Source organism: Caulobacter sp. P1_D6 (assembly GCF_056406095.1).
Map to the genome: position 1 here is coordinate 65,137 of NZ_JBFUAW010000019.1, position 20,844 is coordinate 85,980.

Consider the following 20,844-nt stretch of genomic DNA (forward strand, 5'->3'; position numbering starts at 1 on the left):
AGAAGCTCAATGTCGATCGACATCCTGATGCCCGCCCTGTCGCCCACCATGGAGGAGGGGACCCTCGCCAAGTGGCACGTCAAGGTTGGCGACACCGTCAAGGCCGGCGACGTGATCGCCGAGATCGAGACCGACAAGGCGACGATGGAAGTCGAAGCCGTCGATGAAGGCGTGGTCGAGGCCATCCTGGTCGACGCCGGCACCGAGAACGTCAAGGTCAACGCCCTGATCGCCAAGCTGGCCGGCGAGGGCGAAAGCCCGGCGCCCCCCCCTTCTAAGGAGGCGCCCGCGAAGGCCGCGCCCGCCGCTGAAGCGCCCAAGGCCGCTGCTCCGGCTCCGGCCGCCCCGGTCCAGGCCGCCGGCGAAACCGCCGCTCCGGCCAAGCCGGCTCCCGCCGCCGCCCCGGCGGGCGACCGCGTGTTCGCCTCGCCGCTGGCCCGTCGTCTGGCCTCGGCCGCGAACCTGGACCTGAAGTCGATCGCCGGCACCGGTCCGCATGGCCGCGTGGTCAAGGCCGACGTCGAAGCCGCCCAGAAGGGCGGCGCGCCCGCCGCCAAGGCCGCCCCGGCCTCGGCTTCCACCGCCGCCTCGGCCGCCGCCGCGCCGCGCGCCCACCTGTCGCTGGAGCAGCAGGGCATCCCCGCCGGCTCCTACGACCTCGTTCCGCTGGACGGCATGCGCAAGACCATCGCGCGCCGCCTGACCGACAGCTTCCGCGACGTGCCGCACTTCCCGCTGGTCATCGATCTGGAGATCGACGCCCTGCTGGCCGCGCGCGCCAAGATCAACCACCTGCTCGAAGGCCAGGGCGTGAAGGTGTCGGTCAACGACATCATCATCAAGGCCTGCGCCGTGGCGCTCAAGCGCGTGCCGGAGGCCAACGCCTCCTACACGCCCGAGGGCATCGCCCTGCACCACCACGCCGACATCGCCGTGGCCGTGGCCATCGACGGCGGCCTGATCACCCCGATCGTCCGCGCCGCCGAGACCAAGGGCCTGGCCCAGATCTCGGCCGAGGTGAAGGACCTCGCCGCCCGCGCCAAGTCCAAGAAGCTGAAGCCCGAGGAATTCCAGGGCGGCACCTTCTCGGTCTCCAACCTCGGCATGTTCGGCATCAAGCAGTTCGCCTCGATCATCAACGAGCCGCAGGGCGCGATCATGAGCGTCGGGGCCGGCGAGCAGCGCCCGGTGGTCAAGGACGGCCAGCTGGCCGTGGCCACGGTGATGACCGTCACCCTGACCTGCGACCACCGCGTGGTCGACGGCGCCATCGGGGCCAAGTTCCTGGCCGCCTTCAAGCCGCTGATCGAAGAGCCGCTGACGCTGTTGGTCTAGGCGGAGGGCAGGGCGATGTCGGTCTACGACTACTCCGCCAAGACGCTGGACGGCCACGACGCGAGCTTGGCCGACTATCGCGGCCAGGTGCTGCTGATCGTCAACACGGCCAGCAAGTGCGGCTTCACCCCGCAGTACGAGGGGCTGGAGACGCTGTACCGTGAGTACAAGGACAAGGGCTTCACGGTCCTGGCCTTCCCATGCAACCAGTTCGGGGCCCAGGAGCCCGGGAACGCCGAGGAGATCGCGAACTTCTGTTCGCTGACCTACGACGTGACGTTCCCGGTCCTGGCCAAGATCGACGTCAACGGCCCCTCGGCGCATCCGCTCTACGCTTACCTGAAGCACGAGCAGAAGGGCCTGCTGGGCACCGAGGCGATCAAGTGGAACTTCACCAAGTTCCTGATCGGTCGCGACGGCGAAGTCGTCGAACGTTTCGCGCCCACCACCAAGCCTGAAGACCTCAAGCTCGCCGTCGAGGCGCTGCTGTAACTCACTCCTGGACCGGCCCTGGGCCGATCGACCGACGCTGACCGGCTCCCTCCGATGGCGTCAAAGCTAGGATACGAAAGACATGTCCACGGAATTCGACGTCGTCGTCATCGGGGCCGGCCCCGGCGGTTATGTGGCCGCGATCCGCGCCAGCCAGTTGGGCCTGAAGACGGCGATCATCGAGCGCGAGAACCTGGGCGGCATCTGCCTCAACTGGGGCTGCATCCCGACCAAGGCGCTGCTGAAGTCCGGCGAGATCTACGAACAGCTGTCGCACCTGGGCGGCTACGGCCTGTCGGTCGAGAAGGCCTCGTTCGACTTCGGCAAGATCATCGAGCGCTCGCGCGGCGTGGCCAAGACCATGTCCTCGGGCATCGCCTTCCTGATGAAGAAGCACAAGATCGAGGTCGTCGAGGGCGAGGCCAAGCTCGAGAAGGGCAGCCCGTCGCCGAAGGTCGTCGTGGCCCTGAAGGCCGGCGGCAGCCGCACGATCCAGGCCAAGAGCGTGATCCTGGCCAGCGGCGCCCGGGCCCGCGAGATCGCCGCTATCGGCGCGGTCTCGGACGGCGACAAGATCTGGACCTATCGCGACGCCCTGGCCCCCAAGACCATGCCCAAGTCGCTGGTCGTCATCGGCTCGGGCGCCATCGGCATCGAGTTCGCCAGCTTCTACCGCGCCCTGGGCGCTGAAGTGACCGTCGTGGAAGCCGTCGACCGCATCATGCCGGTCGAGGACGCCGAGGTCTCCAAGGCCGCCCAGAAGGCCTTCGAGAAGCGCGGCATCACCTTCCGCATCGGCGCCAAGGTGACCAAGGTCGACAAGACCAAGGACGGCGTCTCGGTGGCCATCGAGGTCGGCGGCAAGGCGGAAGCCCTGACCGCCGCCGTCTGCATCGTCGCGGTCGGCATCGCCCCGAACACCGAGGGCCTGGACGCCATTGGCCTGAACATGGATCGCGGCCACGTCGTCACCGGCAAGCACGGCGAGACCAACGTCCCCGGCCTCTACGCCATCGGCGACGCCGCCGGCCCGCCCTGGCTGGCCCACMAGGCCAGCCACGAGGGCATCCACGCGGCCGAGCACATCGCCGGGTACAAGACCCCGGCCGTCAATTCGCCGATCCCGGGCTGCACCTACGCCAACCCGCAGGTCGCCTCGGTGGGCCTGACCGAAGCCGCGGCCAAGGCGGCGGGCATCGACGTCAAGGCCGGCCGCTTCCCGTTCCGCGTCAACGGCAAGGCCGTGGCGGCGGGCGAGATCGAAGGCTTCGTCAAGACGGTGTTCGACGGCAAGACCGGCGCCCTGATCGGCGCCCACATGATCGGCCACGAGGTCACAGAGATGATCCAGGGCTTCGTCACGGCGATCACCCTGGAAGCCACCGAGGAAGACCTGCACGGCATCGTCTACGCCCACCCGACCATGTCGGAAGCCATGCACGAAGCCGCGCTCGACGCCTACGGCCGCGTCCTGCACATCTAGGCCTGGCCTAGCGGCAAAAGAAAAGGGCGGCGCTCGATCCGAGCGCCGCCCTTTTTGTTTGGGCTCCATTCACCGGGCCCGGCGAACACCAGGTACAGGAACACGAAGCAGAACAGGATCGCCGCCTCGCCGCCGTTCAGCGCCGGCCAGAAACCTTGCGAGAAGTGGGCCAGGAAATAGGCCACGGCCATCTGGCCCGACAGGACGAAAGCGACTGGGCGCGTGAACAGGCCCAGCACGAGCATGGCGCCGCCAACGATCTCCAGCCAGGCGGCGGCGATCAACATGGGCGGCAGCGGATCGGGCGCCCCGGGCTGCGCGGCCGGAAAGTGGAAGACCTTCATCAGGCCGTGCTCCATGAAGAGCAGGGCGGCGATGATGCGCAGCAGGCTGAGGACGCGCGGCGCCCAGACGATCAGTCGTTCCATGTCGGTTTCCCCTCTGGTGTTGTCGACAACGCGCGACGGTCAAAACTGTCGCTCCGGTACGCACACTGTACTGAAGGTCAGGCCGGGGAACTGCGCGGACATGCGCATGCGCATGTCCCCAATCGCGATCACGCGGCCTTGGCGTCCTGGTCGGCCATCCGCTGGATGGCGACATAGTCGGTCTTGCCGCTGCCCAGCACCGGCACCTGCATGACCTTGAGGATCTTGCGCGGCACCGCCAACTCCGGCGCGCCGATGCTCTGGGCGTGGGCCACCAGCGAGGTCACGGCGGCGTCCTGGCGGTCGGTGACCAGGACCAGCTTCTCACCCTTCTTCTTGTCGGGCATCGAGATCACGGCGTGGCGGCCGTCGGGCCAGACGGCGCTGGCCAGGTCCTCCGCGGCGGTCAGGGAGACCATCTCGCCGCCGATCTTGGCGAAGCGCTTCACCCGGCCCTTGATGGTGATCCACAGGTCGTCGGTGACAGTGACTACGTCGCCGGTGTCGTGCCAGCCGCCCTCGGGGGCGTCGACGCCGCCGTCCTCGCGCAGATAGCCCGACATGATGTTGGGGCCGCGCACCAGCAGGCGGCCGCCCTCGGCGATGCCCTCGACCGGCTCGACCTTCCACTCCTGGCCCGGCAGCAGGCCGCCCACCGTGCCGCGGCGATTATCGTCGGGCTTGTTGACCGCGATGACCGGCGAGGCCTCGGTGGCGCCGTAGCCTTCCAGAACCGGCACGTCGCCGAACTTTTCCTGGATAAGGTTATGGGTCTCTTCCCGAACCTTTTCAGCGCCGCAGACGATGAACTTCAGGCCGCTGAGTTCGTCGCTTTCCGAAGCCCGGGCGTACTGGTTGACGAAGGTGTCAGTGGCCAGCAGCACCGAGGCCTTGGTGTCCTTGAGCAGCGACGGGATCTGCTTGGTGTGCAGCGGCGAGGGATACTGGAACGCCTTCATGCCGGTCAGCAGCGGCAGGATCACCCCACCTGTCAGGCCAAAGCAGTGGAACACCGGCAGCGGGTTGAAGAACACCCAGGCCGGGTCCAGTTCGATGTGGGCGGCGATCTGCATCGCGTTGGAAACCAGGTTGGCCTGGCTGAGCACCACGCCGCGCGGCGCGCCGAAGCTGCCCGAGGTGAACAGCACTACGCCCGGGTCCGACGGCCTGGCGTGGGCGCGCAACCGGCGGGGGAAGGCTCCGGCCACGGCGGCGAACAGCTTGTCGCCGATGCCGATCGTGCCGCGCACGTCCTCCAGATAGGTGATCGTCGCCTTGGCCTCGAGCGCGTCGACGATGTCGTGCAGCTTGCCGAGTTCAATGAACTTATGAGCGGTCAGCACGCGCTTCACGCCGGCCAGTTCGCAGGCGGCGCGCAGGTTCCGCAGGCCGGCCGTGAAGTTGAGCATGGTCGGCACGCGGCCGAAGGCGTGCAGGGCGAAGAAGGTCACCACGGCGCCCGAGCCGGACGGCAGCAGCACGCCGACATGCTCGCCGGGCTTGGTCATGGCCGCGATCTTGCGGCCGAGCGCGAAGCTCGCGCGCACCAGGTCGGTGTAGCTGAGCGGATTGCGATCCTGGTCCTCGAGGATCAGCTTCTTGGCGCCGTACTTGTCACGGGCGTCGAGCAGGGCGTCGAAGATGGCCTTCTGGCCGTCCTGCGCATTGAAAACTACCGGCATGCCGGCGAAACCTCCCGGAAGCGCGATGTCGCGCCCTCGTCTAATTGAAGCGGGACCCTAACGACGGCGTGTCGCTTTGCAAACACCCGTTACGCGCACGGAAGCGCACCGGTCTTTCTAAAATGCGCTCGGGCCCTTGTCGTTCAAGGGGTGGCGGGCGGAGAAGGCCTGGGAGACCGCAGGGTCTGGTCGATGGCCTTCAGCCAGGGATCGCGCACCGAATCTGTCTCCAGATGCAGGGCGTGGCGCGCCGTGGGGTAGCGAGTCTCGACGCAGCGGGGCAGGGCGGCGCAGACGACGCTCTGGGGGCGCGGCAAGGCTTTGACGTCCTGGCCGGCGTCCAGCATCACGACGGGGGCTCGCACCCGCTTCAGGTCGCGGCCGGTCGCGTCCACGGCGTCGTAGAAGGCCGCGTACCAGGCCAGACTGGGCGCGCCCATCCGCAGGTCGGGATTGGCCAATTGCCAGGCCTGCTGCACGGCCCCGCGCGTCCGGTCGTGGGTGAGCCTGACGCCGAAGCCGTCCTGTCCGTCGCGCTTCCAGCCGGCCTGTCCTGGGTAGCGCAAGAAGCCCAGCTTCAGGCCTCGGGCCCAGCGGGCGATGCGGATCAACTCGCCCTTGGCGCGCGGCGGATCGGCGAGATCGAAATTGGGCGAGGAGAGGATGACGGTGTCGGCCTGCAGCCCTTCCTCCAGGGCCCGCAGCGCGACCAGGCCGCCATCGCCGGCCCCCAGGATCACGAAGGGATCGTAGCCCTTCGGACGGATCACCGCCTTGACCATGGCCTTGGTCGCCGTGACGTCGGGGGCGAAGCTGGTCGCCTGGCCCAGGTCGCGCCAAGGCGTGGCCCGTTCGGATCCGCCCTGGCCCTGACGCTCCAGGATCCAGACGACATAGCCTCTGTCGTTGAGATCGCGTGCGGTCTCGAACCAGCCCTCCGCCGCCTCGCCATAGGCCGGCAGGATCAGGATCTGGCCCCTGGGTGCGCCGTGGGGGGCGGAAACGCCGTAGCGCTGCACCAGGTCGTCGCCGACCTTCACATAGCCCCAGGCCCAGCCCGCCGGCGGCTGGAAGCGCACGTCGAGGGAAGGGGGCGTCCGGCTCTCGGCGAAAGGCGCGCGGGCACCCTCGTCGCCACAGGAGACGAGCGGCAAGGCCAACAGGCAAGCCCAGGCTGCAACAGGGAGACGGCGACGCATTCCAGGCACTCATTTCGCGCCTTTGCGTCACATGCAAGAACACAAGCTTGATCTGGAGGCCAGGAAGGCCGATCTAGGCCTTTATGGTCACCCTGATCGACACGCTGAACCCCCGCGCTCCCGAGGCCTCGCTTTCTGGAGAGAGGGCTGTTCGCCACCCCGAAAAGCAGAACCGCCCCGATACGCCGGTTCTGCGCAAGCCAGACTGGCTGCGCGTCCGCGCGCCCGGCTCGGGTCAGTACAACGAGACCAAGAGCATCGTGCGCGAGCACAAGCTGACAACGGTCTGCGAGGAAGCGGCCTGCCCGAACATCGGCGAGTGCTGGAGCCAGAAGCACGCGACCATGATGATCATGGGCGAGATCTGCACCCGCGCCTGCGCCTTCTGCAACGTGACCACCGGCCTGCCCACCCAGCTGGATCCCGACGAGCCGCGCCGCGTGGCCGAGGCCGTCGCCAAGATGGGCCTCAAGCACGTGGTCATCACCTCGGTCGACCGCGATGACCTGATCGACGGCGGCGCCCGCCACTTCGCCGAGGTCGTGACCTCGATCCGCGCGGCCGCGCCGGGCACGACGATCGAGATCCTGACCCCCGACTTCCTGCGCAAGGACCGGGCCGAGAACGTGGTCATCGACGCCCGTCCGGACGTCTTCAACCACAACCTCGAGACCGTGCCGCGGCTCTATCTGAAGATTCGCCCCGGCGCCCGCTACTATCACTCCCTGCGCCTGCTGGAGCGGGTCAAGGAGCGCGATCCCTCCCAGTTCACCAAGTCCGGCCTGATGGTCGGCCTGGGCGAGACCAAGGAGGAGGTCATGCAGGTGATGGACGACATGCGTTCGGCCGGCGTCGACTTCATCACCATCGGCCAGTACCTGCAGCCGACCCGCAAGCACGCCGCCATCGACCGCTTCGTGACGCCGGACGAGTTCAAGGCCTATGAGGCCATCGCCCGGGCCAAGGGCTTCCTGATGGTCTCGGCCAGCCCGCTGACCCGCTCGTCGCACCACGCCGGCGAGGACTTCGCTAAGCTGCAGGCCGCGCGCCGGGCGCTGGACGCGAAAGCGGGCTAAGGCGCTTGCACTGTCACGTCGTCACCCGGGTGCTGCCCTATGCGCCCGAGCAGCTGTTCACGCTGGTCGGAGACGTGGAGGCCTATCCGCAGTTCGTGCCGTGGATCACGGCCATGCGCACCTGGAACGGCCGCGCCGACGCCCAGGTCTCGACCGTGGACGCCGAGGCCCAGGTCGGGTTCTCGTTCCTGCGCGAGAAGTTCGCCACCCGGGTCCGGCGCGACGCGGCGGCGCTGACGGTGGACGTCAGCCTGCTCTACGGCCCGTTCAAGCGGCTCTCGAACCAGTGGCGGTTCGTGCCGCATGAGGCTGGAACCACTGTGGAATTCGTCATCGACTTCGCGTTCAAGTCGAAGATTCTCGACGCCATGCTGGCCGCCAATCTGGATCGGGCGGCCAACACGCTGATCGGCTGTTTCGAGGACCGAGCCCGGGCGATCTACGGGCCTAAGGCGTAAGTCGGGGACATGCCGCAAGGGCGTGTCCCCATCACCGTCCTTTAAATGCCGCCGGGCGCTTCTGGAGAAAGGCGCTGACGCCCTCGATGAAGTCCTCGGTCTTGCCGGCGGCCTTCTGGGCGTGACGCTCAGCGTGAAGTTGTCCAACCCAATCGGCGTCGAGACTGTTCCAGACAAGCTTGCGGATCGCCGACAGCGCGGCGGGGCCGGCGGCCAGTTCCCTGGCGATGGTGGTGGCGGTCGCCATCAGTTCGCCGTCGGGCACGCAGCGATTGATCAGGCCCCAGGACAGCGCCGTGGCGGCCGGGATCTTGTCGCCCAGCAGCATCATCTCCATGGCCCGCGCCTTGCCGACCAGACGGGGCAGCAGGTAGGTCGAGCCGCCGTCGGGCACCAGGCCGATGCGGCGGAAGGCCTGCAGGAAATAGGCGCTCTCGGCGGCCACGACGATGTCGCCCAGCAGGGCGATCGAGCAGCCGACGCCGGCGGCCGGTCCATTGATCGCGGTGACGATCGGCAGGGGGAAGTCGCGCAGCAGGCTGACCAGCGGGTTGTAGGTGCTTTCCAGGGCCGAGCCGGCGTCCGGCTTGCCGTCGACATCGGCCTCTCGCCCGGCCGCGCCGCCGCCCGACAGATTGGCCCCCGAACAGAAGCCGCGGCCTTCGCCCGTCAGGATCACGGCGCGCGCCTCGACCTTGCCGCCCTCGATCTTATTGGCAGCCACGGAGCCGAAGGCGTGGGCCAGTTCGCGGGCCATTTCCAGGCTGGCGGCGTTGAGGGTGGCGGGGTCGGCGAGGGTGATGACGGCCAGACCGTCGGCGGCCTCGAGCCGGATCTTCTCGTAGGTCATGACGTCCTCCCAAGGCGTTGTCGCTGCACCCTGAGTCTAGGCGCGACTAACCTTGGGGAAGACCAGAAAAATCTGAGACGCCCCGTTTGGGGCTCTCAAAGTCAGGCCGCGTTGGCCGAGTCCGGCTTGCTCTCGGCGGCGGTGACGCGGTTGCGGCCGCCGCGCTTGGAGGTGTAGAGCGCCGCGTCGGCCCGTTCCATGACCGAGTGGCCGGTTTCGCCCGGACGACGCTCGGCGAAGCCCGACGAGATGGTGATCGCGCCCAGGTCTTCGTTGGTCGAGCGGCGCTTGAGCATGCGCGACGACACTTCGACGCGGATTTCTTCGAGGGTGCCGGCGACGATGGCGGCCGACTCCCGCGGGAAGATCATCGCGAACTCCTCGCCGCCGTAGCGGGCGGCGAAGCGGGGCGGGGCGGCCACGCGGCCGATGACGCTGGCGACGTAGCGGATGACCTGGTCGCCTGTCTGGTGGCCCCAGGTGTCGTTGAAGCCCTTGAAGTGGTCGATGTCGAGCACGGCCAGGCAGATGGTGGTGCCGGCTTCGTCGGCCTCGCTGCAGGCGCGGTCGAGCTCTTCGTCGAAGGCCTTGCGGTTGGCGAGGTTCGTCAGGCCGTCGGTGGTGGCGTCGCGGCGGACCTGTTCCAGGTGCTCGCGCAGACGGTCGACCTCGGCGGTGGATTCCGCCAGGCGCGTCTCCAGCGACTTGTTTTCCTTCTGGACGCGGCGGGTGGCGTCGGCCAGTCCGGTGACGACGGCCTTCAGCTTGCCGACGTCCTGCGAGGCGTCGAGGTCCTTGACCGCGCCATTCAGGGTCTTGCCGTAGGCGGCGTTGCTCTTCTGGGCGTCCTGGATGGCCTTGGAGACCGACTCCAGTTCCTTGCTCAGCAGGTCGCCGGCGTCGCGGATCTGTTCGTTCAGCTTGGCCTTGGGCAGGTAGGTCGCGGCCAGTTCTTCGCTGAGCAGCTCGGTCAGCGGCTCGCCCAGCGAGATCAGGCGGGTGAGTTCACGGGCCAGGGCGCCGTCGGGATCGGCGACGAAGTGGGTCCACAGCTCGAAGTTCAGCGCGGTCGGCCACACCTGATGGCGCTCCATCAGGCTCAGGGCGCGGCCGGCGATCTTGTAGGCCTCAGGGCCGCGCAGCGTGGTCTCGACGTCCGACATCTTAAGTCCCCCAACAGCGTCGCATCGCCCCGGATGCTCGCTTGGAGCTTCAATCTAGGCCGAAGAGTTCAAACGAGCCGTTAAGAACGAACGACGTTCACTTGCGTGTTCCCTCCACCGCAAGCATTGTGAACAGCGATAAGATGAGCCTGTAGGCCGCTGGGAGGAACTTGACCGTGAATGCCCCCGCCAATCTCAACCTGGAATTCTCCCCGGAATCCTCCAAGGCTTCGCTCCTGCGAATCCTGGAAGCGCAGAAGGCCGCGCACCTGCGACAAGGCGCCCCGACGGCCGAACGTCGCATCGATTGGCTGGATCGCTGCATCGGCCTGCTGGTCGACCACCAGGCCGAGATCGCCGACGCCCTGAACGCCGATTTCGGAGCGCGTTCGAAGGACGCCACGGGCCTGACCGACATCGCCGGTTCGATCGGACCGCTGAAATACGCCAAGGAAAACCTCGCCAAGTGGATGCGCCCGGAGAAGCGCAAGACCACGCCGGCGATCCTGGGGCTGTTCGGGGCCAAGGCCGAGGTCCAGTACCAACCCAAGGGCGTGGTCGGGGTGATCAGCCCCTGGAATTTCCCGGTCAACCTGACCTTCGCGCCGCTGGCCGGGGTGCTGGCGGCCGGCAATCGGGCGATGATCAAGCCCTCCGAATTCACGCCGCTCACCTCCGAGCTGATGAAGACGATGTTCGCCAAGGTGTTCTCCGAGGAGGAGATCGCGGTGATCACCGGCGGGCCCGAGGTCGGCCAGGCCTTCACCAGCCTGCCGTTCGACCACCTGGTCTTCACCGGCGCGACGTCGGTGGCGCGGCACGTGATGCGGGCGGCGGCCGAGAACCTGGTTCCGGTGACCCTGGAGCTGGGCGGCAAGAGTCCAGTGATCCTGTCGCGCGGCGCCGACATGGCCACGGCCGCGGCGCGGATCATGAACGGCAAGACGCTCAACGCCGGCCAGATCTGCCTGGCGCCTGACTATGTGCTGGCCCCGGCCGACCAGATCGACAGTTTCGTGGCCGAGGCCAAGGCCGCCGTGGCGCGGACCTTCCCGACGCTCAAGGACAATCCCGACTACACCGCCGTCGTCGCCCAGCGTCACTACGACCGGATCAAGGGTCATGTGGACGACGCCCGGGCCAAGGGCGCGACCATCGTCGAGATCAATCCGGCCGGCGAGGATCTCAGCCAGCAGGAGCATCGCAAGATCGCGCCGACCCTGATCCTCAACCCCACCGACGACATGACAGTGATGCAGGATGAGATCTTCGGGCCCGTGCTGCCGGTCAAGACCTACGGCAAGGTCGAAGAGGCGGTGGACTACATCAACGGCCGCGACCGGCCTCTGGGGCTCTATTGGTTCGGGACCGACACGGCCGAGCGCGACATGGTGTTGGATCGCACGACCAGCGGCGGGGTGACGGTCAACGACGTGATCTTCCACGTCGCCCAGGAGGACTTGCCGTTCGGCGGCGTCGGGCCGGCCGGCATGGGCAGCTACCACGGTCGCGACGGCTTCCTGGAGTTCAGCCACAAGAAGGCGGTGTTCCAGCAGTTGAAAAAGGACATCGCGCCGATGCTGGCCTTGCGTCCGCCCTACGGCGCGGCGATCCGCAAGTATCTGATGGGGCAGATCAAACGCTGAGCGGCTGATTGCCTCGCGGCGATTCCCGTGTTCGAAAGCCGGATGCGCCAGGCCACGCCGCTCCGGATCATTGACGAGGCTGACGTCCTGCCCGCCGTGGACGCCGAGGCGTTCGCGGCGGCGACGGCCGCGTCGGGGCCTCCCGCACGGTTCGAGTTGCCGGAACGCGACGGGGTGATCACCGCGGCGGTCGAACTCCGCGGCCCGGCGTTGGACGCCTGGCCCTTCGACCCCAACCGGCCGCCCGCCGCTCGGCCGGTCAGCCTGTGCCTGACCCGGAACGTGGTCCACCTGCCGGGTTTCGGCGCGATCCTTTCCGAGGAGGGGACCGTGCTGAGGGCTTCGGCCCGTGAAGCCATGGAGCGCTGGCCTGATCTGTCGGGTCTGCCTGGGGGTGAGTTCCGGGACGGTGTCACCCATCTGGCCATTCCCGACACGGCGCCCGTGCTGGAGCGGGCGGCGGTGTTCCTGGCCTGGGGCGGGACCTTCAACTACGGGCATTTCGTGCTCGATTGCCTGCCGTCCCTGGTGGCGCTCGACGAGCAGGGCCTGCTGGAGCGTTTTCCACCGATCGCGCCGGGCCTGAAGGCTTGGCAGCGCGACCTGATCGCCATGGTGACCAGCACGCCGGTGCGTGAATTGAAGGACACGGTGGTGCGGATCGGCGCGGCGGTCCACGCCACCAGCATGGATCACTACTTGCACGGCCCGGGCGACCTGCTGGCCCGGACCCGGACGCGGATCCTGGCGGCGGCGCCGCCGCCCCGAACTCGCGGCCGCCGCCTCTACTTCTCGCGGCGCGGCCATTCGATGCGGGTGATGATCAACGAAGCGGCGCTGGAGAGGGCGCTGCGGGCGAGGGGCTTCGAGATCGTCAAGCCCGAGCGGTTGAGCGCGGCTTCGCAGGTCCAGATGATGCAGGAAGCAGACGTTGTGGTCGGCCCGACCGGCGCGGCCATGACCAACGCCCTGTTCGCGCCGGCCGGCACGCGGATCGTCGAGATCCAGCCGGAGAACTTCATGAGCCAGTGGGTTTGGGCCGCCAGCCGCCAGGCGGGCGCGGCGTGGCGCGGCTATGTCTGCGCCTCGCCCGTTTCGCCCGGACGCGTGAGCTGGCGCCACCGTATTCGCCGAGGCTTCCGCTTCGGCTACGAACTGCCGCTGGACGACTTCCTGACCTTTGTCGACGCCGCGCTCTAGCGATCGGGTCGGCGGAAACGAGAACGCCGCGCCCTGGGGCGCGGCGTTTCGGTGTTTCTAGTCTTCGCTGTCGCTGGCCGGAGCCAGGCGCGGCGGGGCGCGCATCAGGAAGGCCGGGGTCTCGTTGCCGAAACCCACCACGCGGCGATCATCGTCGTCTTCGCGGCCGCGGATCGGCTGGACACCGCGCACCGGCAGCGGAGCGTTGGCGCGCGGCCGTTCGCCTTCGGGGCGGTCGGGCGTGCGTTCAGGTGTGCGCTCGGGACGGGGCCCGCGGTCGGCCTCGGCGCGGGGCTGTTCGCTGCGCTCGGGACGACGGTCGCGATCACGGCCGCGCTCGCGACGGGCCGGACGCTCACCTTCGGTGCGTTCAGGGGCGCGTTCCGGACGCGGGGCGCGCTCGGCGGTCGGGGCGGCCTCGACGGCGGGTTGCTCGGCGACGGCGTCTTGCTCGACACGCGGCTGGCGGCCGCGATCGCGCGAGGAGCCGCCACGGTCGCGGCGACCGCGCTCGGCGGCCGGGGTCGCTTCGGCGGCGGTCGGGACTTCAGCTTCGACAGCCGCGACGGCGGCCTTCTCGCCGCGCGGCTTGCGCGAACGGGCAGGGCGCTTTTCCACCAAGGCTTCGCCCGGAGCCGACGGGATCGGCTCGCCGGCGATGGCGGCTTCGAGGTTGGCGGTGGCGACGGCCGACGGCTCGGTCGGGGCGCGGTTGCGATCGCGATCGCGGCCGCGTTCGCCGCCACGGGGCGAGCGGTCGCGGTCACGGCCGCCGCCACGCTTGCTGTCGCCTTCGCGACGCACGGTCACGGCGTTGGAGTAATCGAGGTCCAGCTTCTCTTCGTCCGGGGTCGAGCCGATCAGCTTGACCACCTTGTCGAAGCCCTTGTCGTCGGCAGGGGTCACCAGCATGTAGGTGATGCCCGAACGCCCGGCCCGGCCGGTGCGGCCGATGCGGTGGACGTAGTCGTCGGCGTGGTGCGGGACGTCGTAGTTGAACACGTGACTGACGGCCGGGATGTCCAAGCCGCGCGCGGCGACGTCCGAGGCCACCAGGATCTTCAGCGAACCGTCGCGGAAGGCCGCCAGGGTCTTCATGCGCTGGCTCTGGTCCAGGTCGCCGTGGATGGCGGCGGCGTCGAAGCCGTGGCTCTTCAGCGACTTGGCGACGACATCGACTTCGGTCTTGCGGTTGCAGAACACGATGCCGGTCTCGATCTTGGCCTTCTCGATCAGGGCCCGCAGCGCCAGGCGCTTGGCCTTGGGATCGGACGACGGCACCTTGACCATCAGCTGGGTGATGTTCTCGTTGGTCGTCGCCGGCCGCGCCGCCTCGATCCGCACGGGATCCTTGAGGAACTGCTTGGTCAGGCGGGTGATTTCCGGCGGCATGGTCGCCGAGAAGAACAGGGTCTGCTTCTTGGGCGGCGTCATCTTGAAGATGCGCTCGATGTCCGGGATGAAGCCCATGTCCAGCATACGGTCGGCTTCGTCGACGACCAGGAACTGCACGCCGGTCATCAGCAGCTTGCCGCGCTCGAAGTGATCCAGCAAGCGGCCGGGCGTGGCGATCAGCACGTCGACGCCGCGATCAAGCTTCTTTTCCTGGTCGCCGAACGACACGCCGCCGATCAGCAGCGCCCAGGAGAGCTTGGTGCCCTTGGCGTACTTCTCGAAGCTGGAGGCGACCTGGTCGGCCAGTTCGCGGGTCGGGGCGATGACCAGGGCGCGCGGCATGCGGGCCTTGGCGCGGCCCGTCATCAGCTTGTCGATCAGGGGAAGGGTGAAGGCGGCGGTCTTGCCGGTGCCCGTCTGGGCGATGCCCAGGACGTCCTGGCCGGCCAGGGCCACCGGGATGGCGGCGGCCTGGATGGGGGTGGCCGTGGTATAGCCGGTGTCGGCGACCGCCTGGAGGGTCGTGGGCGAAAGCCCGAGTTCGGAAAATTCTGTCATGTCATTCTGGCTGAAATTCAGAGCCACCCGTATTTGGGCGAACGGGTGGCGCGGATTCGCCTGACCTGCTCCGAAGGTGGGGATAAATAGGCTTTGGTCAGCCAAAGTCAATCGTTGGCGATTTCGGCCGCCAGCGCGGAGCTGAGGTCGCCGCTGGCCGCAACCGCAACGCCCGCAAGGCCCAGCCACGCGGCCATGAGCCGCAGTTCTGTCGCCAGGGCGGCGGGCGTCGCGGCGTTGGCGCCCAGCTCACGATGGGCGGAGAGAACCCGCAGCAGGCCCGCCTTGCGATCCGCCTTGAGATCGACACGAGCGGTGATCGCCTCGCCCTGCAGGAAGGGCAGCACGTAGTAGCCGTGGGTGCGCTTGTGGGCGGGGGTGTATATTTCCAACCGTATACGGACGTCGAACAGGCGCTCGGCCCGTTCGCGGAACCAGATCAGGTTGTCGAACGGGGAGAGCAGGGCGTTGGCGGTGATCTTGCGCGGCCTGCGGACGTCGGGCGCCAGATAGGCCGGCTGGCCCCAGCCCTCCACCTCGACCGGGACCAGGTCGCCGATCTCGACCAGCTCGGCGACGCCGCGTCGGGCGTCGCCGAGGGCCATGCGGAAATAGTCGCGCAGGTCGCGCTCGGTGGCCACGCCCATGGCCCGGGCCGCGCGGCGCAGCAGCACGCGATGCGCCTCGGCGCGCGAAGGTGTCGGCGCCGACCAGATCGCCTTGGGCAGCACCTCTTCCGGCAGCCCGTAGACACGTTCGAACGTCCCGCGCCGGGTGGCCGTGGTCAGCTCTCCCGCCCAGAACAGGCATTCGGTGGCCCGCTTGGCCTCGCTCCAGCCCCACCAGCCGCCCTGGCCACGCTCGCCCAGCTCCAGTTCGCCGGCCGACAGCGGGCCGCGCTCGTGGATGGCCGCCAGCGCCTTGTCGATGAACGGCCGGTGCTCGGCCAGGAACCTGGCGACGCCCTTCCAGACCCCGACGCCCTGGCGCGCGTCGTCCATCCGCCAGCGCAGCAGCGGCTGCAGGTCCAGCGGCATCAGCGAGGCCTCGTGACCCCAGTATTCGAACAGCGTCGGCTTCTTGCCCCAGGCCAGGTCTTCCAAAAGGGGGCGTGGATAGGCGCCCAGACGCGAGAACAGCGGCAGGTAGTGCGAGCGCGAGACGACGTTGACGCTGTCGATCTGCAGCAGGGCCAGTCGCTCGATGACGGCGGTCAGGTGGCGGCGGGTCGGTTTCTCGGGGCGGCTGTCGGCGAACCCCTGGGCGGCCAGGGCGATGCGACGGGCTTGCTTGTGCGACAGGGTTTCGACCATGGACCGAGTGAGCATGGCCGCGCGTCCGGTGACAAGCTACCGGGCCGCGCACTGCTGACGGATGAAGTCGCCCTGGGCGGGCAGGGCGGCCGCGCCGTCGGCGGTGATCTTGCGTAGATCGGCCAGGAAGCCCCGCAATTGGTCGTCGGTCAGTTGACCGGTCATCGGGTGACAGCCGCCCGGCACAATGCCCTGACCGACCAGCACCTGCAGCCAGCTGGCCTCCAGGAACAGGTCGTCGGGCTCGCGGAACAGCCGGCCATGGGTGCGGAAAAGCTCGACCTTGCGGGTCAGTTCGGCGGGGGCGGCCATCTCGCGACAGGCCTTCCAGAACGGCTCTGTGCGCTGGTTGGCCCAATAGTGCAGCACCAGGAAGTCGCGGATGCGTTCGAACTCCAGCCCGGTCTGGCGGTTGTACTCGTCGATGTCACGCTGGGCGAAGTGCTTGTCGGGGAACAGGTTCAGCAGGCGTGACAGGCCGGACTGGATCAGGTGGATGCTGGTCGACTCCAGCGGCTCCATGAAGCCGCTGGCCAGGCCCAGGGCCAGGACGTTCCTGTTCCAGAACCGCTTGCGGCGGCCTGTGACGAATTTCAGCGTCCGAGGCTCGGCCAGCGGCTCGCCTTCCAGGTTGGCCAGCAGTTGGGCGACGGCCTCGTCCTCGCCGACGAACCGGCTGCAGAACACGTGGCCGTTGCCGGTGCGGTGCTGCAGCGGAATGCGCCACTGCCAGCCGGCGGGATGGGCGATGGCCTGGGTGTAGGGGCGGGGCGGTCCGACATTGACGGTGGGCACGGCGACGGCGCGGTCGCAGGGCAGCAGGTCGGACCAGTCCTCGTAGCCGGTCTTCAGCGCCTGTTCGATCAACACCCCACGAAAACCCGAGCAGTCGATGAAGAAGTCGCCCTCGACGACCTCGCCGCTCTCGAGCGTCACGGAGCGCACGAAACCGTCGGGCTCGCGCAGCGTGGTGTCCAGGATCTTGCCCTCGATGCGGACCACGCCCAGGCGCTCGGCGTGGACGCGCAGAAAGCGGGCATAGAGGGCGGCGTCGAACTGGAAGGCGTAGGTCAGGGGCTCGGGCGGGCCGCCGGCTTTGCGGACCGCGCGGTCGAAGCGTCCGGCGAAGGCGGCCCGGGCGTTCAGCGAATAGTCCCACAGCGAATGGTCGTCGCCCTGCTGTCGGCCCGCCAGCCAATAGTGGTGGAATGGTACGGCGCCCAGCGGGCGTCCGATCTCTCCGAAGGCGTGGATGTAGGATTGGCCGGGCGAGCGCCAGTCGACGAACTCGATGCCCAGCTTGATCGTGCCCTGGGTGGCCGCGAGGAACGCGTTCTCGTCCAGACCCAGGAAGTTGTTGAAGTTGCGGATCTGGGGGATCGTCGCCTCGCCGACGCCGACGGTTCCGATCTCCTCGGACTCCACCAGGCGGATATGGACGGTGTCGCCCATGGCCCGGGCCAGCAGGGCTGCGCTCATCCAGCCCGCCGTGCCGCCGCCGACCACGACCACGGACTTGATCCTGTTGTCGCTCATCCCTGCGTCTCTTCCATTCCAGGCCCCTCTCTTTGGAAGAGTCCCCAATGCATCTTCCCTGAAAGAAAATCCCCGCCGGACGGAGCCGGCGGGGAGGTCGCAGGGGAGATGCTTTAGAACCGGTACGAAACGCCGACCATGTAGGTGGTGCCGTACTTCTGGTAGTCGACGGTCCGGCGAGAATCGCCGTTCTCGTAGGTCTTGAACGGCTCGTCGGTGATGTTGTTGGCCTGCAGCAGGATCGACAGGCCGTCGAGCGAGCCCTCGCGGAACTCGTAGCCGATCTGGGCGTCGAGCACGGACTCGGTGTCGACGGTCCGATAGATCCGCGCCGCGCTCAGGCCGGCCACTTCGCCCAGGAACTTGCTGCGATAGCGGTTGCTGATCCGGGCGTTGAAGCCGTTGTTCTCGTAGTAGAACGTGGTGTTGACCACCTTCTTCGAGAGGCCGGGCATGTCGATCGCCGCCGAGTTCTCGTCCAGCTTGACCGAGCTGTCGGTGTACGAGCCGCTGATGATCAGGCCGAAGTTGCGCAGGGGTTCGAAGAAGATGTCGCCGGTGACCGAAGCCGACAGTTCGATCCCGCGGATATAGCCGCCCTTGCCGTTCTGGGGCGCCTTGGCCAAGCCCTGGGTGGTGCCCAACAGGGCTTGCTGGGCCGGCGTCAGCAGCGACAGGAAGGGCGAGAAGTCCTCGATGGTCGAGGCGCTGGAGTTCACGAAGTTCGACAGCTTCTTGTAGTAGGCGGCGGCCGAGATGTAGGCCGAGCGGCCGAAGTACTTCTCCAGCGACAGGTCGACGCCGTCGGCGATGTAGGGCCGCAGCTCCGGATTGCCGCCTTCGGTGCTGAAGTAGGACGTGTTCGGGTCGGTCGATTGCAGGTTGGCCAGGTTCTGGTTGAACGACTGGCTGGCGCGCAGTTCGTCCATCCGGGCCCGGGCCAGGGTGCGGGCCGCGCCGAACCGCAGGAAGGTCTCGTTGCTGAGGTCGAACGTCAGGTTCAGGCTGGGCAGCAGGTAGGTGTACTTGTCGCCGCCGTCGTTGGTGGTCGGATGGGCGGTGTCGGCCGGGTTGACGCGCACCCCGGTCGACGACTGGTCGGTGTAGACCACCTGCAGGCCGGTGTTGCCCTTGACGGGGATCGAGCCGACCGTGCTGTCGATGTCGAACTTGGCGTAGGCGATCTGCACGTCTTCCTTGACGCCCCAGTTGCGGGTCTGGACCGCCGGGCTCTGGTCCGCGATCAGCGTGTAGACGCCGTTGTCGAGGAGATAGGTCGGGTCATAGGCCAGCATGGCCTTGATGCCGATCAGTTCGAGGCTGACCGTGCCGATCAGCGCCGCCTGCGGGATGGGGCGGCTGAGCGGTGCGCCCTGGGCGATCGTGCCGCCGAACGTCAGGAAGCTTTCGTGCACTTCCTTGGACTTCTCGCGGCGGCTGGCGTTGTAGCCGAACTCGACCTTGTTGATCGGACCCCAGGCGAGTTCGCGCTCGGCTTCCAGACGGATGGCGTTCAGTTCGTCCTTGATCGCAGGCGTGTTGTAGAAGCCCGCCTGGGTCAGGGCGCCGCCCGTGGCCGCGCCGCCGTTGGCGCCCGCGCCCCAGCCCTGCGGATCGGTCAGCATGAACAGGGTGGAGTTGGTGTAGTCGAGGGTCGAGCCGAAGGTGGTGCCCGCGCCCGGCGTGGTGTTGAAGGTCATGGTGTCGGTGGCGCCGACGCCGGCGGGACCCGTGCCCGAATAGGACTCTAGGATCACGTCGCGACGCTTGGCGTCGGAGTGGCTCAGATCGGCCGACAGCGTCCAGCCGTTGTCGGTGTCGTAGGCGATGTTCCAGCCTGCCGACTTCAGCTTGGTGTTGCGGGTGTTGAGGTCGTTGCGCATGACCCCCTTCACGCCGGTGTACGTGCCCTGGGTGATCAGGCCGCCCTGGGCGGTGTAGCCGGGCTGCAGCACGGCCGAGCTCCAGTACAGGGGCAGCTCGATGCCGCGCAGGATCTGCTTCTCGCGGAACTCCGAATAGTAGAGGTCGAGCGAGGTGCGGAACTTGTCGGTCGGGGCGTATTCCAGCACGCCGATGACGCCGGTGCGCTTGAGGTTGTTGGACTGCACATACGGCTTGGCGCCGCCGATGACCAGGTCGCCCGAGGCGGTGGTCGGATAGCCCCATGCGTTGAAGCGACGGCTCTGGGTCGGGGTCGAGATGTCCGAGACCGCGACGGCGACGCCCAGCGTGTCGTTCAGGAACTGGTCGACATAGGTGGCGCTGAAGCGATGGCCGGTGTCCTTGGCGTCCGGGTTCAGCTTGTCTTCGCTGTTGAACTCGTAGCGGGCGTTGGCCGACAGGACGCGCTTGCCGTACTTCAGCGGGCGGATGGTCTGCAGGTCGGCGGTGCCGGCCAGGCCCTGGCCGATCAGGGCGGCGTCGGGGGTCTTGTAGACCAGCACGCCGCTCAGGATTTCCGACGGATACTGGTCGAACTCGACGCCGCGGTTGTCGCCGGTCGAGACCTGCTCGCGGCCGTTCAGCAGCACGGTGTTGTAGTCGGGACCCAGGCCGCGGATCGAGATCGACTGGGCGCGGCCGTCGAGGCGCTGGGCGGTCAGGCCGGGCAGGCGGGCCAGGGACTCGGCGATCGAGGTGTCGGGCAGCTTGCCGATGTCCTCGGCCGACACGGCCTCGACGATCGAGCTGGACGTCTTTTTCATCGCGATGGCGTTTTCGATGCCGGCGCGAATGCCGGTGACGGTGATTTCCTCAACCGTGTCGGCGCTCGGCTTGGCCGCTTCCTGAGCGTGCGCGACGCCGGCGGTGGTCAAAAGCAGCGCGAGGCCGGTGGCCGCTCCGCCCATCAGCCGCGCTCGGCGCGGCATGGAATTGGTCGTCATCTGATGCTCCCTCCCAATCGGTTCCCGCAGTTTCGCCGCGGTGATCCAAGCTTCGTTGTGAAAATTACTGCAAATAAATGCATTCGATTGCAACTGGAAAAATGGACAAAATGTCATGTGTGGCTTTTTGGTCGAGGCAGCT

15 protein-coding genes and 1 pseudogene are annotated in these 20,844 nt (G+C 67.9%); 7 read left to right on the forward strand and 9 right to left on the reverse strand.

Going from position 1 to position 20,844, the window contains the following annotated elements:
• Positions 1-9: 9 nt before the first annotated feature.
• The 3 genes from AC1DYP_RS12330 (at position 10) to lpdA (ending at position 3,310) form a co-directional block, all read left to right on the forward strand.
• Entirely contained in the window at positions 10-1,335 is a 1,326-nt protein-coding gene (locus tag AC1DYP_RS12330; RefSeq protein WP_477046570.1) for a pyruvate dehydrogenase complex dihydrolipoamide acetyltransferase, read from the forward strand.
• Positions 1,336-1,350: 15 nt separating this feature from the next.
• Entirely contained in the window at positions 1,351-1,827 is a 477-nt protein-coding gene (locus tag AC1DYP_RS12335; RefSeq protein WP_477046571.1) for a glutathione peroxidase, read from the forward strand.
• 82 nt (positions 1,828-1,909) lie between these two features.
• Entirely contained in the window at positions 1,910-3,310 is a 1,401-nt protein-coding gene (gene lpdA / locus AC1DYP_RS12340; protein ID WP_477046572.1) for a dihydrolipoyl dehydrogenase, read from the forward strand.
• On the opposite strand, the gene AC1DYP_RS12345 is transcribed toward lpdA, so the two are convergent.
• The 3 genes from AC1DYP_RS12345 to AC1DYP_RS12355 all read right to left on the reverse strand — a co-directional run bounded on the left by AC1DYP_RS12345 (position 3,307) and on the right by AC1DYP_RS12355 (position 6,580).
• Entirely contained in the window at positions 3,307-3,738 is a 432-nt protein-coding gene (locus AC1DYP_RS12345) for a DoxX family protein (RefSeq protein ID WP_477046573.1), read from the reverse strand. The genes lpdA and AC1DYP_RS12345 overlap by 4 nt on opposite strands.
• 128 nt (positions 3,739-3,866) lie before the next feature.
• The gene (locus tag AC1DYP_RS12350) at positions 3,867-5,420 is read right to left on the reverse strand and encodes an AMP-binding protein (RefSeq protein WP_477046574.1); all 1,554 of its coding nucleotides are present in this window, start codon (positions 5,418-5,420) and stop codon (positions 3,867-3,869) included.
• 143 nt (positions 5,421-5,563) lie between these two features.
• On the reverse strand, positions 5,564-6,580 hold the full coding sequence (locus AC1DYP_RS12355) for an alpha/beta fold hydrolase (RefSeq protein WP_477046575.1): 1,017 nt from the start codon (positions 6,578-6,580) through the stop codon (positions 5,564-5,566).
• 122 nt (positions 6,581-6,702) lie between these two features.
• Here AC1DYP_RS12355 and lipA point away from each other — a divergent pair, with 122 nt between their 5' ends.
• A complete protein-coding gene (gene lipA / locus AC1DYP_RS12360; protein ID WP_477046576.1) occupies positions 6,703-7,695 on the forward strand; it encodes a lipoyl synthase in 993 nt (330 codons plus the stop codon).
• Positions 7,696-7,700: 5 nt separating this feature from the next.
• A complete protein-coding gene (locus tag AC1DYP_RS12365; protein ID WP_477046577.1) occupies positions 7,701-8,153 on the forward strand; it encodes a type II toxin-antitoxin system RatA family toxin in 453 nt (150 codons plus the stop codon).
• Positions 8,154-8,184: 31 nt separating this feature from the next.
• Here AC1DYP_RS12365 and AC1DYP_RS12370 read toward each other — a convergent pair whose 3' ends face one another.
• Positions 8,185-9,003, reverse strand: coding sequence for an enoyl-CoA hydratase/isomerase (locus AC1DYP_RS12370; protein WP_477046578.1), 819 nt, complete (start codon positions 9,001-9,003; stop codon positions 8,185-8,187).
• 101 nt (positions 9,004-9,104) lie between these two features.
• Positions 9,105-10,166 (reverse strand): GGDEF domain-containing protein, encoded by a 1,062-nt coding sequence (locus AC1DYP_RS12375; protein ID WP_477035914.1) that lies wholly within the window; start codon positions 10,164-10,166, stop codon positions 9,105-9,107.
• A gap of 176 nt (positions 10,167-10,342) precedes the next feature.
• Between AC1DYP_RS12375 and AC1DYP_RS12380 the strand changes: the two genes are divergently transcribed.
• Together AC1DYP_RS12380 and AC1DYP_RS12385 are read left to right on the forward strand one after the other, a co-directional pair.
• On the forward strand, positions 10,343-11,812 hold the full coding sequence (locus AC1DYP_RS12380) for a coniferyl aldehyde dehydrogenase (RefSeq protein ID WP_477046621.1): 1,470 nt from the start codon (positions 10,343-10,345) through the stop codon (positions 11,810-11,812).
• A 27-nt stretch (positions 11,813-11,839) separates the two neighbouring features.
• Positions 11,840-13,012, forward strand: a complete 1,173-nt coding sequence (locus AC1DYP_RS12385; RefSeq protein ID WP_477046579.1) for a glycosyltransferase family 61 protein — start codon at positions 11,840-11,842, stop codon at positions 13,010-13,012.
• Between the two features lie 408 nt (positions 13,013-13,420).
• On the opposite strand, the pseudogene AC1DYP_RS12390 reads toward AC1DYP_RS12385, so the two are convergent.
• The 4 genes and pseudogenes from AC1DYP_RS12390 to AC1DYP_RS12405 form a co-directional block, all read right to left on the reverse strand.
• Positions 13,421-14,965, reverse strand: a pseudogene (locus AC1DYP_RS12390) (DEAD/DEAH box helicase); the annotation flags it as partial.
• A gap of 107 nt (positions 14,966-15,072) precedes the next feature.
• Positions 15,073-16,293 carry a winged helix-turn-helix domain-containing protein gene (locus tag AC1DYP_RS12395; RefSeq protein WP_477046580.1) on the reverse strand — a complete coding sequence of 407 codons (1,221 nt, stop codon included), beginning with the start codon at positions 16,291-16,293 and terminating at the stop codon, positions 15,073-15,075.
• A 21-nt stretch (positions 16,294-16,314) separates the two neighbouring features.
• Positions 16,315-17,814, reverse strand: coding sequence for a tryptophan halogenase family protein (locus AC1DYP_RS12400; protein WP_477046581.1), 1,500 nt, complete (start codon positions 17,812-17,814; stop codon positions 16,315-16,317).
• Positions 17,815-17,927: 113 nt separating this feature from the next.
• A complete protein-coding gene (locus AC1DYP_RS12405; protein WP_477046582.1) occupies positions 17,928-20,702 on the reverse strand; it encodes a TonB-dependent receptor in 2,775 nt (924 codons plus the stop codon).
• Positions 20,703-20,844 lie beyond the last annotated feature (142 nt).